The organism is Priestia abyssalis, from assembly GCF_002019595.1.
Taxonomy (GTDB): Bacteria; Bacillota; Bacilli; order Bacillales; family Bacillaceae_H; genus Bacillus_BA; species Bacillus_BA abyssalis.
In genome coordinates, this window is record NZ_KV917369.1 from 135,326 (window position 1) to 154,685 (window position 19,360).

The window sequence follows — 19,360 nt, forward strand, 5'->3', positions numbered from 1 at the left end:
CCGCGAAATGTTTTAAAACCCTTCTGAAATATTTGAAGTAACTTCTTGAACGTCTTCATTAAATTTATATCCTACTCCTCTAATGGTTGATATAATACCCTCTTTTTTAGAGGTTCCCTGTAGTTTTTTTCTTAGATTCCCAATGTGGACCATGACCGTTTTTGTATCGATTTCTGCATCAAATCCCCATATTTTTTCCATGAGATGTTCGGCACTGAATACTTGTTGAGGGTGTCTCATAAAAAAATGCAGCAGTTGAAATTCCTTGGAAGTGAGAATGAGCCTCTGATTGGAAACATGACATTCATGGCGGTCGGCATTCAATAAAATAGAGGCCGATTTATAAATGTTTTTTTCTACTCGTTTATGTATTAAAAGACTCCTGCGTAAATGAGCTTTAATACGTGCAAGTAACTCATGCATGCTAAATGGTTTCCCAATATAATCATCTCCACCTACACTCAACCCTATTACTTTATCTATCTCTGAATCTTTACAGCTTAGAAACAAGATGGGGACCTCTGTTATTTGACGAATCTTCCGGCATAATTCAATCCCGTCCAAATCTGGCAAAAAAACGTCTAGAACGACAAGGTCCGGGTTGATATGTTCGACTTGTTGAATAGCTTCTTTTGCATTTTGTGCCTCATGAACGTTGCATCCTTCCCTTGTTAAATAAAGCCCTATGAGCTCTCTAATTTCAGGTTCATCATCGACTATCAGTACGTTGGAGTTAGTTAGCATATTTATCTCCTTTTCTTAAAACGTATATTTTGTTTGATTTGTTCACTATTTAAAAAAGTAAGAGTTATTCAAAGTATTTTTCCTAAAATTTTAACATAATTTTGATAATTCTTTAACTTCGTCTTTTATAATAGCCAAAAATAAGGTAGAAGAACTGAGGGGAGGAAGGAAATGAAAAATAGTAGACCAATAAAATACAAGCTATAAGAGCCAAGATGTATATGGATATTTCGATAAGCTTTATAAAGAAATTTACAGGGAGAGATGAGGAATGAAGGAATATCAATCATTTATTGGTGGTCAATGGGTGGGTTCACAATCTGGCAAAACATTTGAGTCCATTAACCCAGCAACGGGAGAAATCAATGGAATTGTAGCTGAAGGTGATGAAAAAGATGTAGATCTAGCTGTAAAAGCGGCACGCAAGGCATTCGAATCAGGTCCTTGGAGTTCCATGGCGCCTAGTGATCGTGGCCGTTTATTGTATAAGGTAGCTCAGAAGCTATGGGAAAACTTAGATTACTTGGCTGAGACAGAATCAAATGATAACGGGCTGACTATTAATGAAACAAAGATGATTGCCATTCCAGCAGCTATCGATGTATTGGAGTTCTATGCAGGTATGGCTAATAAGATTCAAGGGGATACATTAGCATCGCCCAGCAATCGTTTTAACTTTACGTTACGTGAACCGATCGGTGTCATTGGAGCTATCGTTCCTTGGAACTTTCCGATTATGCTAACCATGTGGAAGCTGGCCCCTGCTTTGGCAGCTGGAAATACGATTGTTATCAAACCTGCTGAACAAACACCTATCAGCATTCTAGAGTTGGCAAGATTAATGCAAGAAGCAGGCATTCCGGATGGAGTAATTAATGTCGTAAACGGACGTGGTTCTAGCGCAGGTGCGGCGTTATCTTCCCACTCGGATGTAGATAAGATTGCTTTTACAGGCTCAACGGCGACAGGGAAACTGATTATGAGAGCAGCAAGTAATAATTTGCGTCCAGTGTCTTTGGAACTGGGAGGGAAATCACCTAACATTGTCTTTGAGGATGCTGATATAGAAGAAGCAGTGAATGGTTCATTATTTGGGATTTACTTCGCTCAGGGACAAGTATGTGCAGCAGGATCAAGACTGTTTGTCCAAAAGAGTATTTATGACAATTTCATTGATCGCTTTGTTTCAAAAGTAGAATCTATTCGAGTTGGAAACCCGCTTGACCCTTCTACGCAAATGGGCCCTCAAGTATCCGAGCAACAACTGAATGTCATTGAGCGTTATGTTCAAATTGGACAGGATGAAGGGGCAAAGCTTGTAACAGGCGGCAGGAGGAATCAATCATTAGGGGGAGGATTCTTCTATACGCCAACGGTTTTTACAGATGTGAGCAATGATATGACGATCGCAAAAGAGGAGATTTTTGGACCAGTTGTCTCTATTATTCCTTTTACTGATGAAGAAGATGCATTGTCAAAAGCAAATAACACAATTTACGGTCTTGCTTCCGGGGTATGGACAAACGATTTATCAAGATCCCTGCGTATGGCAAGAGGGTTAAATGCAGGGACAGTTTATGTAAACACATATAGTATGTTGGACAGTACGGCTCCTTTTGGAGGAAATAAGCAAAGCGGATTTGGACGCGAGCTTGGTATCGAAGCATTAAACATGTATACAAAAACGAAACATGTCTGGGTTGATTTAAGTAAAGAAAAATTGAACTGGTACGGCTTCTAGAGTAATAAAAAGAGCAATTTAAGCATTAATTGCTCTTCTAAAAGTAATAACCGGCTACTCTGTACTAAAAAAACTGATAAGATCGATTATCTATCAGTGGGAGACAGGGCAACCCACTGATAGAAGTTTCCTTTATTTAATGATGGTAAAAAAGAAAATGAAAGGACTATGCTTATGAAAATAAAGAAAAGGATTATGAAGGCAGGAATTATTGTCGTTACTGCACTAATGTTGACACTCTCTTCTTTCTCATTATTCTATAAGAACAGGGCATTTGCTCACGGCGGCGAAGTAGAATCTGTTGAATTGGACACTGCATTAGAGGGTACAGGTGCCACTGTGAGATCAAATTTTTGGAGTTTTTTCACAGATACAATCACAATCAAAAAAGACGATACGGTAATAAAGATAAAACCTGGTTCCAATAAAGCGAATGTGAATGATGATGTGATTAAATTAGAATCGCCCGTAACAAAAAAAGATGGAAAAGTCTATGTGTCTCACCATTTTATCAATGAAGTTTTGCCTAATCTCGACCAAACCGTTCAAATAGAAGGCGAGGCTCATCCGCTCGACCCATTAACACCGAAAGAAATTGAAGCTGTCATAAATGTATTAAAAGAGGCGGGAAAATATCAGGAGAGTCTTCGTTTTACAGAAATTACGTTAAAACTGCCTGATAAAAAGCAAGTCTGGGATTGGACTTTTAATAAGAGTAAAAAAGAAACATTTGTTAGAAAAGCAGAATTTATTGCATTAGATGGTAAGCAAGTAATTGAGGGAGAAGTTAATCTATCAACCAAAAAACTAGTCTCCTGGAATGAAATCGATGGTGTCCATGGCATGGTTATGGTAGATGATTTTGCTGCTGTCCAAGCTGCCATCGAATCAAGTACGGAGTTTGCAAAGGCACTTAAGAAACGCGGTATAGATGAAATAAAAAAAGTTGTAGCTACACCGTTAACAGTTGGCTATTTTGAGGGAGAAGATGGTCTGAAGCATGATCAACGTTTGCTAAAAGTTGTTTCCTATTTAAATACTGGTGACGGGAATTTTTGGGCGCATCCAATCGAAAATTTAGTTGCAGTTGTGGATCTTGAAAAGAAGAAAGTTATTAAAGTGGAAGATGAAGGAGTCATTCCGGTTCCAATGCAATTAAATGCTTATGATGGGAGAGATTATACGGAAAAAGTAGATGTAAGGCCCCTTACTATTACAGAGCCTAAAGGCAAGAACTATCATGTTAAAGGAAATACAATCAGTTGGCAAAATTGGGATTTTCACTTACGTTTAGATACACGTGTAGGACCTGTATTATCAACTGTTACTTATAATGATCATGGTAAAAAAAGAAAAATTATGTATGAGGGATCACTGGGCGGGATGATCGTTCCTTATGGAGATCCAGATGTTGGATGGTATTTTAAATCCTATTTAGATGCTGGTGACTATGGGATGGGGCAATTAACTGCACCTCTTGAATTAGGAACGGATGTACCAGAAAATGCTTTACTGCTTGATGCAACGATTGCTGATAATGCAGGAAATCCTTACACGATAAAAAATGCTATTGCCGTTTTTGAGCAGTATGCGGGTCCGGAATATAAACATGCCGACCTTGCTACATTTACAGAAGAAAATCAGAGCCGTGAACGTCGAGAATTAGTTATGCGCTGGATTAGCACAATAGGAAACTATGATTATATCTTTGATTGGGTTTTATCACAAAATGGAACCATTAAAATTGATGTGGGAGCATCTGGTATAGAAGCTGTAAAAGGCGTTCAAACAAAAACGATGCATGATGAAACCGCTGAGGATGATACACGATATGGTACATTGCTCGATAATAACATTGTAGGGACAACTCATCAGCATATTTACAATTTCAGACTTGATTTGGATGTCGATGGTGAGAAAAATTCGCTAACGGAAATTAACCCAAAAGTAGAAAAAAATCAGGATGGCGGTCCTCGTAAGAGTGTCATGGTTACTGAGAAGAAAACAGTGACAACTGAACAAGAGGCTATTCAGAAGTTTGATCCGTCAACCATTCGCTTATTAAGTAATGCTAATAAAGAAAACAAAGTGGGGAATCCCGTCTCTTACCAAATTATACCTTTTGCAGGAGGAACTCATCCAATTGCCAAAGGAGCATTATTTAGTGAAGATGATTGGCTTTTAAAGCGAGTCAACTTTATGGATAAACAAATTTGGGTAACGAACTATGATCCTAATGAACGGTACCCGGAAGGAAAATATCCTAACCGCAGTAAAACCGATACTGGATTAAAGCAATATACAGCGGATAATAGTTCGATTGAAAATACGGATAATGTTGTATGGATGACCACAGGAGCAACTCATGTAGCACGTGCTGAAGAATGGCCGATGATGCCAACAGAATGGGTGCATGCGATGTTAAAACCTTGGAACTTCTTTGATCGTACCCCAACATTAGATTTGCCTAAAAAAGATTCAAAATAATCAGGTAGTGGCTGCCCCGTAAGTTCTAGACAGACCACAAAAATGATTCTTTATTGAAAAGGCCCGTCACTGAATCCTTGATTTTGCAGGATTCTCATGACGGGCCTTTTCAGGAGGTTGACTCAAAAGGTATGCTTTTCATACCTTTTGAGTCAACCTCTTTTATTCATTCTCCTGCTTCTCTTGAATATCAAATTCATTAACTTCTTTATGATAACTATGGAAGCTGTCAATGAGTTTATCGAGATGTTCTAATTGTTCACTGTACTCAACAATGGCCGAAACAAGAGGAAAGAGGTGATAGACCATTTTATTTTCTTCTTCATCCTCAAATAGTTTTTGCTTCATGAAGTGATCGATTAGTGCTCGTTTGCTGCTGCATACTTCATTGGCCATGGTTTCTGAAAATTGTGTTTTGATTTTCCCTACAAACTTTAACATCACTTGCTCATGGTATGTTAATAAACAATCAATTTCTGATCTAATAAGGTGTTGAAACGTCTTTGGCATATGATGCATATCGTGTTCGAGACGGTGTAAAAGTTTCAATGTTCCTAATGCTCTTGTTGTAGTGACAATCATTTGGCGAAAAAGGACTAGTTTTCGCGACTTAACAAGAACTTTCTTTTTCTTATATATCCTCTCTTCTTTATAAAGAGTAAACAGCAGCTCCATTTTGTTCATTTTTTCCTTAATCCGCTCAATGTCTTCCTTTAATAACGTGTATTCAGAAGCCTGACGAATATTCATGCGAGTCCATTTAATGATTTCTTCTGTCGTATCGACAATTTTATAATAAAGCTTCGTTTCATACTTGGGAGGAATGAAAACGAGGTTGACTATAAAAGCAGATAAGACTCCGAGCATAATCGTCAAAAAGCGAATAATGGCAAATTCGATGAACTGTTCGCTTGTATTTTCCATGATGGCAATGACAGTGACGAGGGCCAGGCCAATCGTATTTTCGATTTTTAGTTTTAAATTAATCGCAATAACAATGACAGCCGTTAATCCAATAATAAAAGGATTGTTTCCAAAAATTAATACGAAGATAATGGCTAAAATAGCTCCAATAATATTTGCCTGGAGTTGCTCTAATACAGATAAATAAGAACGATAAATCGACGGCTGAATGGCAAATACAGCAGCGATTGCAGCAAAAATCGGAGATGGAAGCTGTAAAAGATGTGCCAATAGAATAGCAAGGGTGATGGCAATTCCCGTTTTTAAAATGCGGGCACCAAGTTTCATGTGGGTTTAAAATTCCTTTCCTCTAAAATAATCTTTAGTTAGTTATTATTCAATTAGATTTAAAGTAAACAATAACATAATATACAAGGTTTATAGCCTGATATCAAGAGAAGAAAAAAGAAAAATCCCGCCAATTTGCGGGATTTTTCGATTGTTTTTACCAATAGGGTATTTGCGCTTACTCAGTTGAAACGGAAGGATCCGCTTGTTCTTTAGTTGGAATGACTTGCAGGAAGTAGTTCTCCGGCTGTTGAAGAAGTGTGTCGATTTCTTTCGCTTCTTCTATTTGGCCTTGTGTATTTAACGCATCACGGTAAATGGTTAAAAGCTCTTTTATATCGCTTATGCCTTTTTTGTTCAACGGCATAATGCTCACTTTTGCCCCTTTGGCAATACGTCGCTGTAATGCTTCTTTTGTTAGCCCCAGTTCAGGCTGATGTCTTAAATATATGACACCGCCCGTCATCCCTGCACAAATCCATGGACCCGGATCCCCTAAAACAAGACCTCTTCCGTTTGTCATGTATTCGAATGCGAAGCCTTTAATGTTGGCATTTACACCAATATTTCCATGCTCTTCTTCAGGAATGGCGTTGTTTAATTTGCCGCCAATTATCATATCGGCACCAGATAGACGAATACCGGCTCTTGCATCGGCGTTGCCTTGTACGGCAAGCAGTCCTTTTTGCGCTCCATAACCAAAGCCTTTTCCGACTGAACCATTGTAATAGTTTCCATCTAATCCTTTTGATTTAAAGACGAAAATATTGCCTCCAATAGAGGTTTTGCCGGTTCCATCTTGGGCTCCGCCTGACACTTCAATATCGATTCCTGCACTATTATAAGCCCCTAGACCATTTCCAGGGATTGAACCGTCTTTATACTGAAGTTTAATGCTTGGAAGCTTATGATAAGAGCCATCCAAACGGTTACGTACTCGATGGCAAGATACACGGCTTCCCAAAATCCGCTGTTCAGATGTGACAGCTTCATATTCACGTGACTTTCCTAAGTCTTCTACGTCAAAATCTAAATATTCTGCACCGACTGCTGCGCTTAGTCTTGGCTGTTCGCTGCTCGCTGCGATTTCTTGTTTGGCAAACGGTTGGATATCCAAAGTTTTTAACAAATACGTTAAATCCATTAAATCTTTGCCGCGAACTTGTGCAAGTAAATCAGAGCGTCCTACAATATCTTGCAGGCGTTCGAATCCAAGGCTTGCAGTCAAGCGTTTGAGCTCATCACCGAACGCTGTAAACAAGTTCATTAATCCTTGAACAGCTCCGTCTAGTTGGCGGGGAACAAAACGGCGCAGACCATGTTCCTTTGCCTGTGCTTCCGATTCAATTTGTGTAGCGATTCCCACATGGCATGTATCCAAGTGGCAGCCGCGACAGGTCGTACAGCCGATTGCAATCATGGAAAGGGTTCCGAAACCGATGCGGTTTGCCCCTAATAACATCACTTTCATGACGTCAAGAGCACTTTTAATGCCTCCGTCGGCCCAAATCTCTACTTCATGACGCAGTCCTGCTTCTAAAAGTGCGTTATGGGCAGCCTTTACCCCGATTTCAACAGGCAATCCAACGTATTGAAGGGCGTGAATACGGGCAGCCCCGGTACCGCCGTCAAATCCGCTTAATGTAATAATATCTGCACCTGCCTTGGCAATTCCGACAGCGATTGTACCGATGTTTGGAACGACCGGTACTTTAACAGCTACTCTTGCCTGATCATTTGCTGTCTTTAGCTCGGCAATCATTTGTGCCAAGTCTTCAATGGAGTAAATGTCATGGTTATTGGAAGGGGAAATTAAATCAGATCCAATAGTTGCATTACGTGCTTCTGCAATCTTCGCTGTCACTTTGGAAGCTGGTAAATGACCGCCTTCCCCAGGTTTTGCTCCTTGCCCTATTTTGATTTCTAAAAGATTAGAAGAATTCAAGAGCTCCGCATTGACACCAAAACGTCCAGAGGCAACTTGCTGCCCGCGGGTACGAGGATACTTTCCGAGCATATCCTTAATCTCGCCGCCTTCCCCATTTAAACTGATCATCTTTAAACGGTCTGCTGCTTCCGCATAAGCACGGAAGGCAATTTCATTTTGAGAACCGAAAGACATGGATGCGATGATAAACGGTAAGCTATGTTCTCCTACCCCAATATCAACTTTTTCCGGTGTTGTTGGTTTGGCTGCCTGAACTAAATGGGTCAAATGTCGAATAGTTGTGGAACTATTTTCCTCGAGTTCAGTTAATTTTTCGCGATAAGATTCATAAGAGCCTGTTTGAGCTACTTCCCCAATGGCTTTCCAAACCCTAGGGAATAAGTGGAATGTTTTCCCCGGTCTTGCTTTTTCATCTTGAAACTCTTGGGCTCTTGCTTGTGCATCTTCTTTTAAGGCGTGAAAGTCATACTTTAATTGATCTGAACCAAAGAAGTTAACTACATTTAACACGGAAGCGATATCTTCATGCAGTCCGATGGAAGAAAAGAGTCGGCCATACCCTCGAAGTTCGTGAATCCCAATGGTAGAAATGACTTTCTCCAATCCTTTTACGAGAGATTGGTATAAGTTCATGACGGGATGAACTTCTTCCTCGCTGACTGTTGCAAATAATAAGTAAGGACTGATGGCGTTAGCCCCTAATCCATACGCTACAATAATGTCATGTAAAGATCGAATCGCACCTGATCGAAGCAATAATGTACAGTTGCGGCGCAGCTGCTTTTGCACGAGTGCTTGGTCGACAGCAGACGTAATCAGGTGAGGATCAATCCATAAAAACCCGTCCTGATGGGCTTTTGTATCATCAAGAATAATAAGTGTTTTTCCTTCCTGTACAGCGTTAATGGCCTCAGTTTTTAAACGGTCTAAAGCTTGCTTTAATGTTTCTTGCTCACTAAAGGTTGCTGATAAATAGTGAACGAGCCCTTTTGATTCATAAGCATGGACTAGCTGGTTATAAGAGGGATGCTCTAATAATGATGAACATTTATAGCCCATTTCTCCTTCAATCAGCAAGGGAGAAGATAGTTCTACTACATAGTTCTCAACCTCATTCTTTGTTAAGGAAGGGCGTTTTCCAATGATGGTCCTTGTAGAAAAATGTTCCGTTTCACGGTCACGATCAATTGCAGGATTTGTAACAACGGCTACACTTTCTTTAATGAAATCCGCTAAATTTTTGCGGGAAGAATCAATGGCCGCAAGAGGGGCGTCATGTCCAAGAGAACGGATTGGCTCGGCTCCTTTTTCTGCCATTTGTTCAAGCAATTGAATATGCTCACGGTCCCAGCCAAATGCTGCGTATTGTCCGTTCGATACTTTAGATGGAGCCGCTTCTAAGGTGAGCTCCTCATACTTTGGCGGTGTTAACCGTTCAGCTTCATTGAAAAGTGGAATACGTGCTGTAAAGCGCTTGTACACTTCCTCCTGAAAAGCAGGATAATGGTAGATATCCATAACACCCTCGCTATTCCATTTCAGACCGATTTTTTCGCCTGGTGCCAAAGGTTTTGGTTCAGCCGTGTATTCGCTGTTTGGAATAATTCCCGGTTCCGACGAGAATAGATAGGAGGTAGCTGTTTCAAGCTTCCAAAGAGGGCGAAGTCCGAGAGCGTCCACACTAAACACAGCTTCGTCTCCATATCTGGAAATAATACCAGCAGGCCCTTGGGCAAAATGACCCCAGCCTTCACGAATGTACGTGTATAAATTTTGCAGATGAGAAGGATATGATTTGATCTCGTTAATAATTGGAGGGAACAAAATATCGACTGCTTCAAACAGGGAATAACCGTCACGGGCAATCAAGGTTTGAATGATTCGATCCAAATCTTGTGAGTCACTTCCCCCTTTTGTAAGAGGAACGTTTATCATTCTCGCTTCGTCACGCAATTTGGCTACTGTATTGATTTCTCCATTATGTCCTAATAAACTAAATGGCTGCACACGAAAGAAGCTTGTTAACGTATTGGTAGAATAACGGTTATGTCCTAATGTCATCGTTGAAGCGATAAGCGGGTTTTGCAGGTCATGATAGAACTGTCTCAATGTGCTGCCGGCTCCCATCACCTTATAAACGGCATAGGAATTGCTTAAAGAGGCGACGTGCACATGTTCATCTTGCTCGATTTCAATTATTAATTCGAATAATGTTTTGGACAAATTTTCGGTACTTGATGCTGTTAAAGCAAATTGCCAGAAATGAGGCTCTTCATTTTGGGCGAGAGGACCTAAAGCGCTTGTATCTATTACATTGTCAGCTTCGTATACAATAGAGAAGGATTTTTGGGAGAAGAGGGAAGCCACCCGTTTTTTGATATCGCTTGCATTAGCATGTTTTGAAATGAAAATATGCCCAGCCACAAAGGAAGAAGAATCTACTAAACTGGAATCTTGCCCGGCTTGAACAAGCTTTTCTTTCCACAAAGCTTTTGGCAGGTCAATATGAACGCCAATTCCATCACCTTCATTGTTTACGAATCCGGCACGGTGATTCATTGTAGTCAAAGCGTCGATACACATGTCGATATTAGCCTTTGTGGGATTGTTTGTTTTTTCCATGACCGACACAATTCCACATGCATCATGCTCATGAAGATGGTAATCTTTAAATAAACTAGGGGTCCATGTTGTTTGCATAACGTTGGCTTAAAGTATACATAGAGTACACTTTTGCTGCCGTTCACCTCCATCACAAATCTTTCTATTAGTAAACAATGTATTGTAAACTAAATGTTTTAATTTTTCTGAATTTATCAAATATCATCGTATCACGAAAGGGAAAAAATTTCAATTATTTATTCATTCCTTTGGATACTGTATACAATGAGAGGAAAGCTTTTTTTGGAGTGAAATTAATTTTCTAAAGTAAAGTTGAAAACGTTTTCATTATTTGGGTAAAATAAACGGGAGAATCAAACTCCCCCGTTTATTTCAAAATATGCATAATTATTCGCTTTTCAGCTGACTGAATGCGTGTTCTACGACATTTAATGTATTGGTAATGTCTTCTTCTGTATGCTCAGTTGTTAAAAACCATGCCTCGTATTTGGAAGGGGCCAAGTTAATTCCTTGATGGAGCATCAACTTGAAGAATTTGGCAAACATCTCTCCATCTGTGTTTTCGGCTTGTTCATAGTTTCTGACCTTTTCAGTTGTGAAGTAAACCGTTAAGGCGCCTTTTAGACGATTAATGGTAATGGGAACACCGTATGTGTCAGCGTGTTTTAAAATGCCTGCCTCCAGCATAGCACCTAATCGATCGAGATGTTCATATACGCCATCTTGTTGAAGTACTTCCAAGCAAGCAATGCCTGCTAAAATAGAAGCTGGATTACCGGCCATCGTTCCTGCCTGATAAGCAGGGCCTAACGGAGCGACTTTTTCCATAATCTCTTTTCGTCCGCCGTAAGCTCCAATTGGAAGACCGCCGCCAATAATCTTCCCCAGGGCGGTTAAATCGGGTTTAACTCCTAATAAATCCTGGGCCCCTCCATACATGAAGCGGAAGGCTGTAATGACTTCATCGTAAATCACAAGAGCGCCTGCTTCATGAGTCAAATCATTTACTTGCTGCAAGAAACCGGCCTCTGGTTCGACAATGCCAAAGTTCCCGACAATCGGCTCAACCAGCACTGCGGCAATCTGTTCTCCCCATTTTTCGAGCGCTTCTTTAAGTGGTTCGATATCGTTGAATGGAACTGTAATGACTTCTTGAGCGATGCTTTTAGGAACCCCTGCAGAATCGGGAGTCCCAAGGGTAGAAGGGCCAGAACCTGCTGCAACGAGTACTAAGTCAGAATGTCCGTGGTAGCATCCGGCAAACTTAATGATTTTATCTCGCCCTGTATACGCACGCGCAACACGAATGGTCGTCATGACAGCTTCGGTACCCGAATTGACAAAACGAACTTTATCCATGGCAGGCATCGCTTCTTTCAGCATTTTGGCAAATGTCACTTCATGGGCGTGTGGTGTTCCGTACAATACACCATTTTCTGCCGCTTGTTGAATCGCTTTTGTAATGTGAGGGTGAGCATGTCCTGTAATAATGGGTCCGTAAGCAGCCAAATAGTCAATGTATTTATTGCCGTCGACATCCCAAAAATAGGCGCCTTTCCCTTTTTCCATCACAACGGGAGCCCCGCCTCCTACTGCTTTGTAAGAGCGGGAAGGGCTATTGACTCCCCCGACTATATGTTCAAGTGCTTCCTGATGGATTTGTTCTGACTTGGTAAAATTCATCTTGAATCCTCCTAATTTAAAATATGACTGGTGCTTAAATAGTTTCTTTTTGACTCCATTATTCTAGCAGAATTTTGGTCATCTTAAAAAACTTCTATATAGATCGATTTAGAAAATTCGACATGACCAAAGAACGGCCACGCCGAATTTTCTAGACCTAAGCGGCTGACACCCCCCCTTGCGGGGTTGGCGCCATCCGCATAGGTGAACCCTTGGGGGCGAATTCAAGTTGTCTAGCTCTCCGATTGTGATGCCCCTCGATGAAATGAAGATGTGTCGAATTATTAAGTGGAATATATATTTAAGGGCTGCCGTAATCAAAAATGTTTAAGTCGATTGTCCGCTCCCCTTTTGTTTTTTGCTGTTGGAGCTAATCCGCTAAAAGTTTCTTGGGCATAGTATTTGTGAAAGTGGCCGGAGATTGTATAAACTAGTCTTTATGGTTGAAAATCATGGAGGGAATAACATGCCAAATGCAATAGAAGTAGAAAATCTGCGAAAAGAATTCAAGTCCTATTCAAGTCGTTCAGGGTTAAAGGGAGCGTTTCGCGATCTTTTTACCCGTAATTATAAAATTCTTCCTGCGGTTAATGATATCTCATTTACGGTGAGGCAGGGGGAAATGGTCGGTTACATTGGGGAGAATGGGGCGGGGAAATCCACGACCATTAAGATGCTGACAGGCATTCTAACGCCAACATCAGGAAAAGTGATCGTGAATGGAATGAATCCTCATAAAGAAAGGGAGAAATTCGCCCAGACAATTGGAGTCGTGTTTGGGCAACGCTCTCAATTGTGGTGGGATATTGCCGTGCAAGAATCCTTTCGCCTATTGAAGAAAGTCTATAAGGTAACAGATGAGCAATATAATGACCATATGAATCATGTCATCGAAACATTAGACATTGGTCCTTTACTGGACAAGCCGGTTCGTAAATTGTCACTGGGCCAGAGAATGAGATGTGAACTGGCTGCCGCATTGATTCATAATCCGCCGTTATTATTTTTAGATGAGCCGACCATTGGGTTGGATGTATTGGTAAAATTAAAAATTCGCCAGTTTTTAAAAGAAATTAATGAGAAGTATAATACAACCATTTTATTGACTACCCATGACCTGTCCGATATTGAAGCTCTTTGTGAACGGGTGGTCATGTTAGATGAAGGAAATATCATTTATGATGGAGCTCTTCAAGATCTCCGTTCGACTTGGGGAGAAGGAAAGCAGATCGTCTTTGAATTTACAGCTCCTCCTTCTAAAGAACAGCTTACCTTGCTTACGGGAGACTTATCTGTTGCGTGGATGGCGGGAGAAAGGAAGAATATATGGGTCGCTCATATTAAAAATCAACAAGATGTCATGTCTGATCTTATTGGTCGTATTGTAGGTCAATATCAAATAAAAGATATTAGCATCAATGAAGTTTCAACAGAAGAAATTATCCGCAACATTTATGAAGAAGGTGCTATTCGTGGCTAAGTATTTAGAGATGATTCGTATTCGTTTTCTCATGATGCTGGCATATCGGACCAATTATTATAGCGGGATTTTAATCTACAGCATCAATATAGGAGCCTACTATTTTCTTTGGTCAGCCATTTACGGAGGGAAGGAAGACATACAAGGGTTATCCATTATTCAGATGACTACGTATGTTGCTGTTTCATGGATGGCGAGGGCTTTTTACTTTAATAATATTGATCGAGAAATTGCAATGGAGATTAAAGAAGGGAAAGTCGCTGTTGAATTGATAAGACCATACAGCTATTTGGGTATGAAAACGATGCAGGGATTGGGTGAAGGGATTTTTAGATTAGTATTTTTCTCCTTGCCGGGCATGGTTATTGTTTCTTTTTTATTTCCTGTTGATTTCTCAACAAATATGTCTGTCTGGCTTTATTTTAGTTTATCCATTGTGCTAAGTTTCATTATTAATACTCAAATCAACTTATTAACAGGTATTACAACATTCTTTCTGTTTAATAATGACGGATTAATTCGAGCGAAACGCGTAGTCATTGATTTGTTTTCCGGCCTTTTATTGCCAATTAGCTTTTATCCTCTTTGGGCGCAGGAGTTTATGAAATTTTTTCCTTTCCAATCGATCAGTTATATTCCGAGTATGATTTTTACGGAAGGCTTTAAAGGGAATGAAATGGTAGAAGCGCTATTATTCCAAGGAATTTGGGCCGTCCTATTGCTGATTCCGGTTCATTTGTTATGGAATGCGGCTAAAAAACGGATGGTTATTCAAGGAGGGTAAGACGTGTTTTATTTATCGATGTTTGTTCAATATATTGCCCAATACATGAAGACTCGTTTGCAATATCGTGCTGATATGTTTGTAGAAATGTTGTCGGACTTACTGTTTCAAGGAGTCAATTTAATCTTTATTTTAGTTGTATTCGGACATACGCAGTTCTTAAATGGCTGGTCCAGGGAAGAGATTATCTTCATTTACGGTTTCTTCTTAGTGCCGTTCGCTTTATTTGCCTCGTTCTTTAATATCTGGGACTTTAACGAACGTTATATCGTAAAGGGAGAAATGGATCGGATTTTAACACGTCCCATTCACAGTTTGTTCCAGGTTGTGCTGGAGCGGATGGAATTGGAATCTTTGTTTGGCGCGTTTACGGGAATAGCGGTTATGGCATATGCTTCTTTTAAACTTCAATTAAGTTTTCATTGGTACGATCCATTTATTTTTATTTTATTTGTAGTAGGAGGCGCGCTGGTGTATGCAGGAATTTTTGTGTCTCTTGCAAGTATAGGGTTTTGGTCAGATGCCCGTACATCCATCATGCCTACTATGTATAACATCGGGAATTATGGGCGTTATCCAGTTGATATTTATAATCGGGTCATTCGTTATGTACTCACATGGATTTTACCTTTTGCCTTTGTGGGTGTTTATCCATCTGCTTATTTTTTAAAGCGGACAGAGTGGTACGGCTATGCCTTTTTAACACCTGTAATGGGATTAGTATTTTTTATACTTTCGTTTATATTGTGGAACATCGGAGTGAAAAGGTATCGGGGAGCTGGTAATTAAAACGGGGGAGATGAGTCTAACTGTTTCTGCTGTGATCTTGCAACAGTTAGTTGTTTTTGAAGCTATATTTCGATACGCTTAACTAGACAATGGATTCATGAAGGGTAGGAGAAGTGAAAATGACAACAGCAGTAGGACAAGCGGCCCCGCACTTTGAACTGGTGGCACAAACAGGGGAAACGGTGAAATTAACAGACTTTCGAGGGAAGTATGTTGTATTGTACTTTTATCCAAAGGATATGACGCCTGGCTGCACAACGGAAGCATGTGATTTTCGCGATTATCACGAACAGTTCGCGGAGTTGGATGCTGTTATTCTTGGAGTTAGCCCGGATCCTGTGGACAAGCATCAAAAGTTTGCAGAAAAACATGGTTTGCCTTTCTTGTTGCTTGTAGATGAAAATCATGAGACTGCAGAGCGGTATGCAGTCTGGAAGCTCAAAAAGAATTTTGGGAAGGAATATATGGGAATTGAAAGGTCTACTTTCGTCATTGATAAAGATGGGATATTGATTAAAGAGTGGCGGAAAGTTAGAGTAAAAGGTCATGTAGAAGAGGCTTTGTCTTTTATTAAGGAAGAAAGTTAAGAAGAAAAGGTTTTCAAAAATGGTTATTCGTCTAGAACCTCTGCAGGTATGCTCACGTACAATATGAGTGTAGGGCATACCTCCTCAGGTGTTAGTATATGGTGGTGCGGAATTCTCCGCACCTTTTTTTCTTTCTTTTGAACCAGTCGTAACAAAGAAGCCTCATTTTGAACTTTAAAAAGAGAATGAAAAGGTCTTGTAGGGATACATACTATAGGAAGAATAGAAAAGTTGACAAATATGTGAATATCCATGTAGACTATTTATAAACATTATAAAGTAATAATTTATACAGATGGTATTATGATATAGAAATGAGGTGCATGACGATGACTCATCAAGAGGAATTAAAAGAGGCGATTGAAGCCTTAAAAAGTACGGGGGTCCGCATTACGCCGCAGCGTCATGCGATTTTAGAGTATTTAATTAACTCTATGTCACATCCGACGGCAGACGATATTTACAAAGCTCTGGAAGGTAAATTTCCTAATATGAGTGTTGCGACTGTCTACAATAATTTACGTGTTTTCCGTGAAGTGGGCATTGTAAAAGAGTTAACATACGGCGATTCCTCAAGTCGATTTGATTATGTGACCACACATCATTACCATGTGATTTGTGAAAGTTGCGGTAAAATTGTCGACTTTCATTATCCAGGTTTAGATGAGGTGGAGGCGTTAGCTGCCCATATCACAGGTTTTGAGGTTAGTCACCACCGTATGGAAATTTACGGAACTTGTCCAGAGTGCCGGAAAAAGGAACAACATTAAAAAGCTGATAGCGTTCAATTGGAGCTATCAGCTTTTCTTTTTTGTTTTTGGTTGTATTTTTCATCGAATTCTTTTCCTTCTAGAGAAGGATCAAGTGTTAAAGGCTCTCGGCAATGCATACACATATCGACCCGGCCTAATAACTTCGTTGGCTTCCCGCAAGTAGGACAAACAACCTGGGTCGCTTTTGTTGAAAGCATCCCAATCCAAAAATATACTACTGTGCTGGCGATAATACATAATAAGCCAAGTAACATGAATAACGTCATGACCCACATGCTTGTCCTGAAAAATACACCGATGTACATGACAATAAATCCGATGAAGATAAGGCTAAGAGCGAAAGTGCGGATTTTATTAATTTTATTTGAATACTTTAATGACATGTTGTGACCCTCCTAAATTATAACTATAACATAATCCGCTTACAATTTTTAAGATTTTTAATATGGATTGCAGAGAACGCTGGTCAAAAAACAAAAAGGTATTGTATTCTCGTATGTAGAAATACAGTAGAATGAAGTAAATATACCAAGAGTGGAATTGGTTTTGGAGGAAATGAAAAATGGAAGATGTACTGCGCCCAATTTATCAAGAGCGTGCCAGTAATGGAGATACTTTAGGGATTATATTAATTGAGAAAAAGAAATCTGAATCGCCGGTTACAGATAATTTAGATGCTGTGATCCTAGTCATCGTAAAGGATGCTGAACAGTCTTTATTTGTAAAACATTACCAGTATAAAGATGAGACAGCCGGGTTGTTTGTGGTGACAGAGTCATTGCTGCACGATTGGATTTCAAACGGTACTAATCGCAGGGTAGTTGAGTGGCTTTTTAATGGAAAAGTATTGTTTGATCGTAATGAATATGTAGATTCCTTCAAACAGCGATTACACTCCTTTCCGTGTGAAGATCGGCTAAGAAAGATGGGGATTGAGTTCGCCAAGTTAATTAGACGGTTTATAGAAGGAAAAGACTTTTATGAGTCTAAACACTATTTAGATGCCTTTAATCACATGGTACATGCGTTACATCACTTAGGGAGATTATCAGTGCTGGAACACGGGTTTCATCCTGAAATTACAGTGTGGAATCAAGTGAAGAAGATAGAACCTCAAATTTACAAATTGTACGAGGAGCTTGTAATAGGAGGAGAGTCACTGGAGAAGAGGTTGGAACTTTTATTTTTAGCAATTGAATTTTTAATTACTGAACGCAAAGGGAGTGGGACTAAGCATTTGGTGAGCTTGTTGGCCCGAAAGTCAGAAGCATGGGCTTTTGCGGACATTATCAATCATCCTGAAGTTAAATCGTATGCTATTGACTTAGGAGTGCTCCTTGAGTTTTTAGTTGAAAAAGAAATTGTCTCTGTATGTAACGTGGAAACGAAAGGAAAAGGCCTGTATCATCGCTATTATTATGTAGAAACACATAATGAAGAATGAAGTGAACAGTGAGTGTCAAGGGTGAGGACATTTTTGATGGGATAGGAAAGCAACTTTGCTCGATAGCGGATAGAGTCCCTGCCGAGTGTTTGTTAAAATCGTTGATAGTTTACTGAAGGGAAAAACACGGCAAGAAGAACACTTTATTTTTCCCCCATTCATTACCGGTCAGTAAGATCCTGGCTTTAAAACTTGGAATCATCAGGGAAGCTTAAGCGGGGGATAACTGCCTGTAAAAAACAATTAAAGGGACACAGACTAACACCCCCGCGTCCTGCGGCAATGTCTGCCTGACCCGCATCGCGCGGGTCTAACCTTCCATCAGTGGGGATGAAGCTCCCCTTGATGGAAGGTTCCTTTATCTAATGTTATTGTAATTATGTCATTGAAAATTCAATCTGGCTTTTAAAAGATTTTCCAATGTATAACGTAAGTCTCAATGATTAAATCGTATCGTTAAAATATTTTAGTGAGAAAGTGTTGACGTTATATTTTTTATGTGATAAATTATTACTTGTCGCTGACGCGATAGTAACAAATGATCGACACTAGGTTGGTTGAAGATGAAAAAAAGTGTTGACAACTAAAACTTGAAAATGTTATTATGAAAAAGTCGCTTCGGGCGATGTTGAACTTTGAAAACTGAACAAAACAAAAAAACGTCAACGTTAATTCTATTTTATTATGAGCAAGTCAAACATTTCTTCGGAGAGTTTGATCCTGGCTCAGGACGAACGCTGGCGGCGTGCCTAATACATGCAAGTCGAGCGGACAGATGGGAGCTTGCTCCCTGAAGTCAGCGGCGGACGGGTGAGTAACACGTGGGCAACCTGCCTGTAAGACTGGGATAACTTCGGGAAACCGGAGCTAATACCGGATAACACCGTGGACCACATGGTCCTTGGTTGAAAGATGGCTTCGGCTATCACTTACAGATGGGCCCGCGGCGCATTAGCTAGTTGGTGAGGTAACGGCTCACCAAGGCGACGATGCGTAGCCGACCTGAGAGCCACACTGGCCACACTGG

General features: G+C 40.1%; 13 protein-coding genes. 8 read left to right on the forward strand and 5 right to left on the reverse strand.

The features are described 5' to 3' along the window. Positions 1–12 precede the first annotated feature (12 nt). Complete coding sequence (locus tag BK575_RS00720) at positions 13–744, reverse strand: response regulator transcription factor (RefSeq protein WP_078408465.1); 732 nt, start codon at positions 742–744, stop codon at positions 13–15. 271 nt (positions 745–1,015) lie between these two features. Between BK575_RS00720 and BK575_RS00725 the strand changes: the two genes are divergently transcribed. Both BK575_RS00725 and BK575_RS00730 read left to right on the forward strand, forming a co-directional pair. Continuing rightward, positions 1,016–2,485: an aldehyde dehydrogenase family protein gene (locus BK575_RS00725; RefSeq protein WP_078408466.1), complete on the forward strand. Its 1,470-nt coding sequence runs from the start codon at positions 1,016–1,018 to the stop codon at positions 2,483–2,485. Between the two features lie 174 nt (positions 2,486–2,659). Then, positions 2,660–4,972 carry a copper amine oxidase gene (locus BK575_RS00730; RefSeq protein WP_078414589.1) on the forward strand — a complete coding sequence of 771 codons (2,313 nt, stop codon included), beginning with the start codon at positions 2,660–2,662 and terminating at the stop codon, positions 4,970–4,972. A gap of 162 nt (positions 4,973–5,134) precedes the next feature. Here the strand turns inward: BK575_RS00730 and BK575_RS00735 are convergent, their stop codons facing one another. The 3 genes from BK575_RS00735 to BK575_RS00745 form a co-directional block, all read right to left on the reverse strand. Further along, positions 5,135–6,223 (reverse strand): FUSC family protein, encoded by a 1,089-nt coding sequence (locus BK575_RS00735; RefSeq protein ID WP_078408467.1) that lies wholly within the window; start codon positions 6,221–6,223, stop codon positions 5,135–5,137. A gap of 178 nt (positions 6,224–6,401) precedes the next feature. After that, positions 6,402–10,871, reverse strand: coding sequence for a glutamate synthase-related protein (locus tag BK575_RS00740; protein ID WP_078408468.1), 4,470 nt, complete (start codon positions 10,869–10,871; stop codon positions 6,402–6,404). Positions 10,872–11,180: 309 nt separating this feature from the next. Beyond that, the gene (locus BK575_RS00745; RefSeq protein ID WP_078408469.1) at positions 11,181–12,476 is read right to left on the reverse strand and encodes a glutamate-1-semialdehyde 2,1-aminomutase; all 1,296 of its coding nucleotides are present in this window, start codon (positions 12,474–12,476) and stop codon (positions 11,181–11,183) included. 466 nt (positions 12,477–12,942) lie between these two features. On the opposite strand from BK575_RS00745, the gene BK575_RS00750 reads away from it, so the two are divergent. From BK575_RS00750 to perR, 5 genes are all read left to right on the forward strand, one after another. Then, a complete protein-coding gene (locus tag BK575_RS00750; RefSeq protein ID WP_078408470.1) occupies positions 12,943–13,956 on the forward strand; it encodes an ABC transporter ATP-binding protein in 1,014 nt (337 codons plus the stop codon). Beyond that, the gene (locus tag BK575_RS00755) at positions 13,949–14,740 is read left to right on the forward strand and encodes an ABC transporter permease (RefSeq protein ID WP_078408471.1); all 792 of its coding nucleotides are present in this window, start codon (positions 13,949–13,951) and stop codon (positions 14,738–14,740) included. The genes BK575_RS00750 and BK575_RS00755 overlap by 8 nt, the downstream gene beginning before the upstream one ends. Positions 14,741–14,743: 3 nt before the next feature. Further along, entirely contained in the window at positions 14,744–15,529 is a 786-nt protein-coding gene (locus BK575_RS00760) for an ABC transporter permease (RefSeq protein ID WP_078408472.1), read from the forward strand. A 119-nt stretch (positions 15,530–15,648) separates the two neighbouring features. After that, positions 15,649–16,116 carry a thioredoxin-dependent thiol peroxidase gene (gene bcp, locus BK575_RS00765; protein WP_078408473.1) on the forward strand — a complete coding sequence of 156 codons (468 nt, stop codon included), beginning with the start codon at positions 15,649–15,651 and terminating at the stop codon, positions 16,114–16,116. 329 nt (positions 16,117–16,445) lie between these two features. Beyond that, positions 16,446–16,886 carry a peroxide-responsive transcriptional repressor PerR gene (gene perR, locus BK575_RS00770; RefSeq protein ID WP_204524849.1) on the forward strand — a complete coding sequence of 147 codons (441 nt, stop codon included), beginning with the start codon at positions 16,446–16,448 and terminating at the stop codon, positions 16,884–16,886. A gap of 14 nt (positions 16,887–16,900) precedes the next feature. Here the strand turns inward: perR and BK575_RS00775 are convergent, their stop codons facing one another. Then, entirely contained in the window at positions 16,901–17,272 is a 372-nt protein-coding gene (locus BK575_RS00775; RefSeq protein ID WP_078408475.1) for a YgzB family protein, read from the reverse strand. 179 nt (positions 17,273–17,451) lie between these two features. Between BK575_RS00775 and BK575_RS00780 the strand changes: the two genes are divergently transcribed. Further along, positions 17,452–18,333 (forward strand): nucleotidyltransferase-like protein, encoded by an 882-nt coding sequence (locus BK575_RS00780; RefSeq protein ID WP_078408476.1) that lies wholly within the window; start codon positions 17,452–17,454, stop codon positions 18,331–18,333. The last annotated feature ends 1,027 nt before the right edge of the window (positions 18,334–19,360 follow it).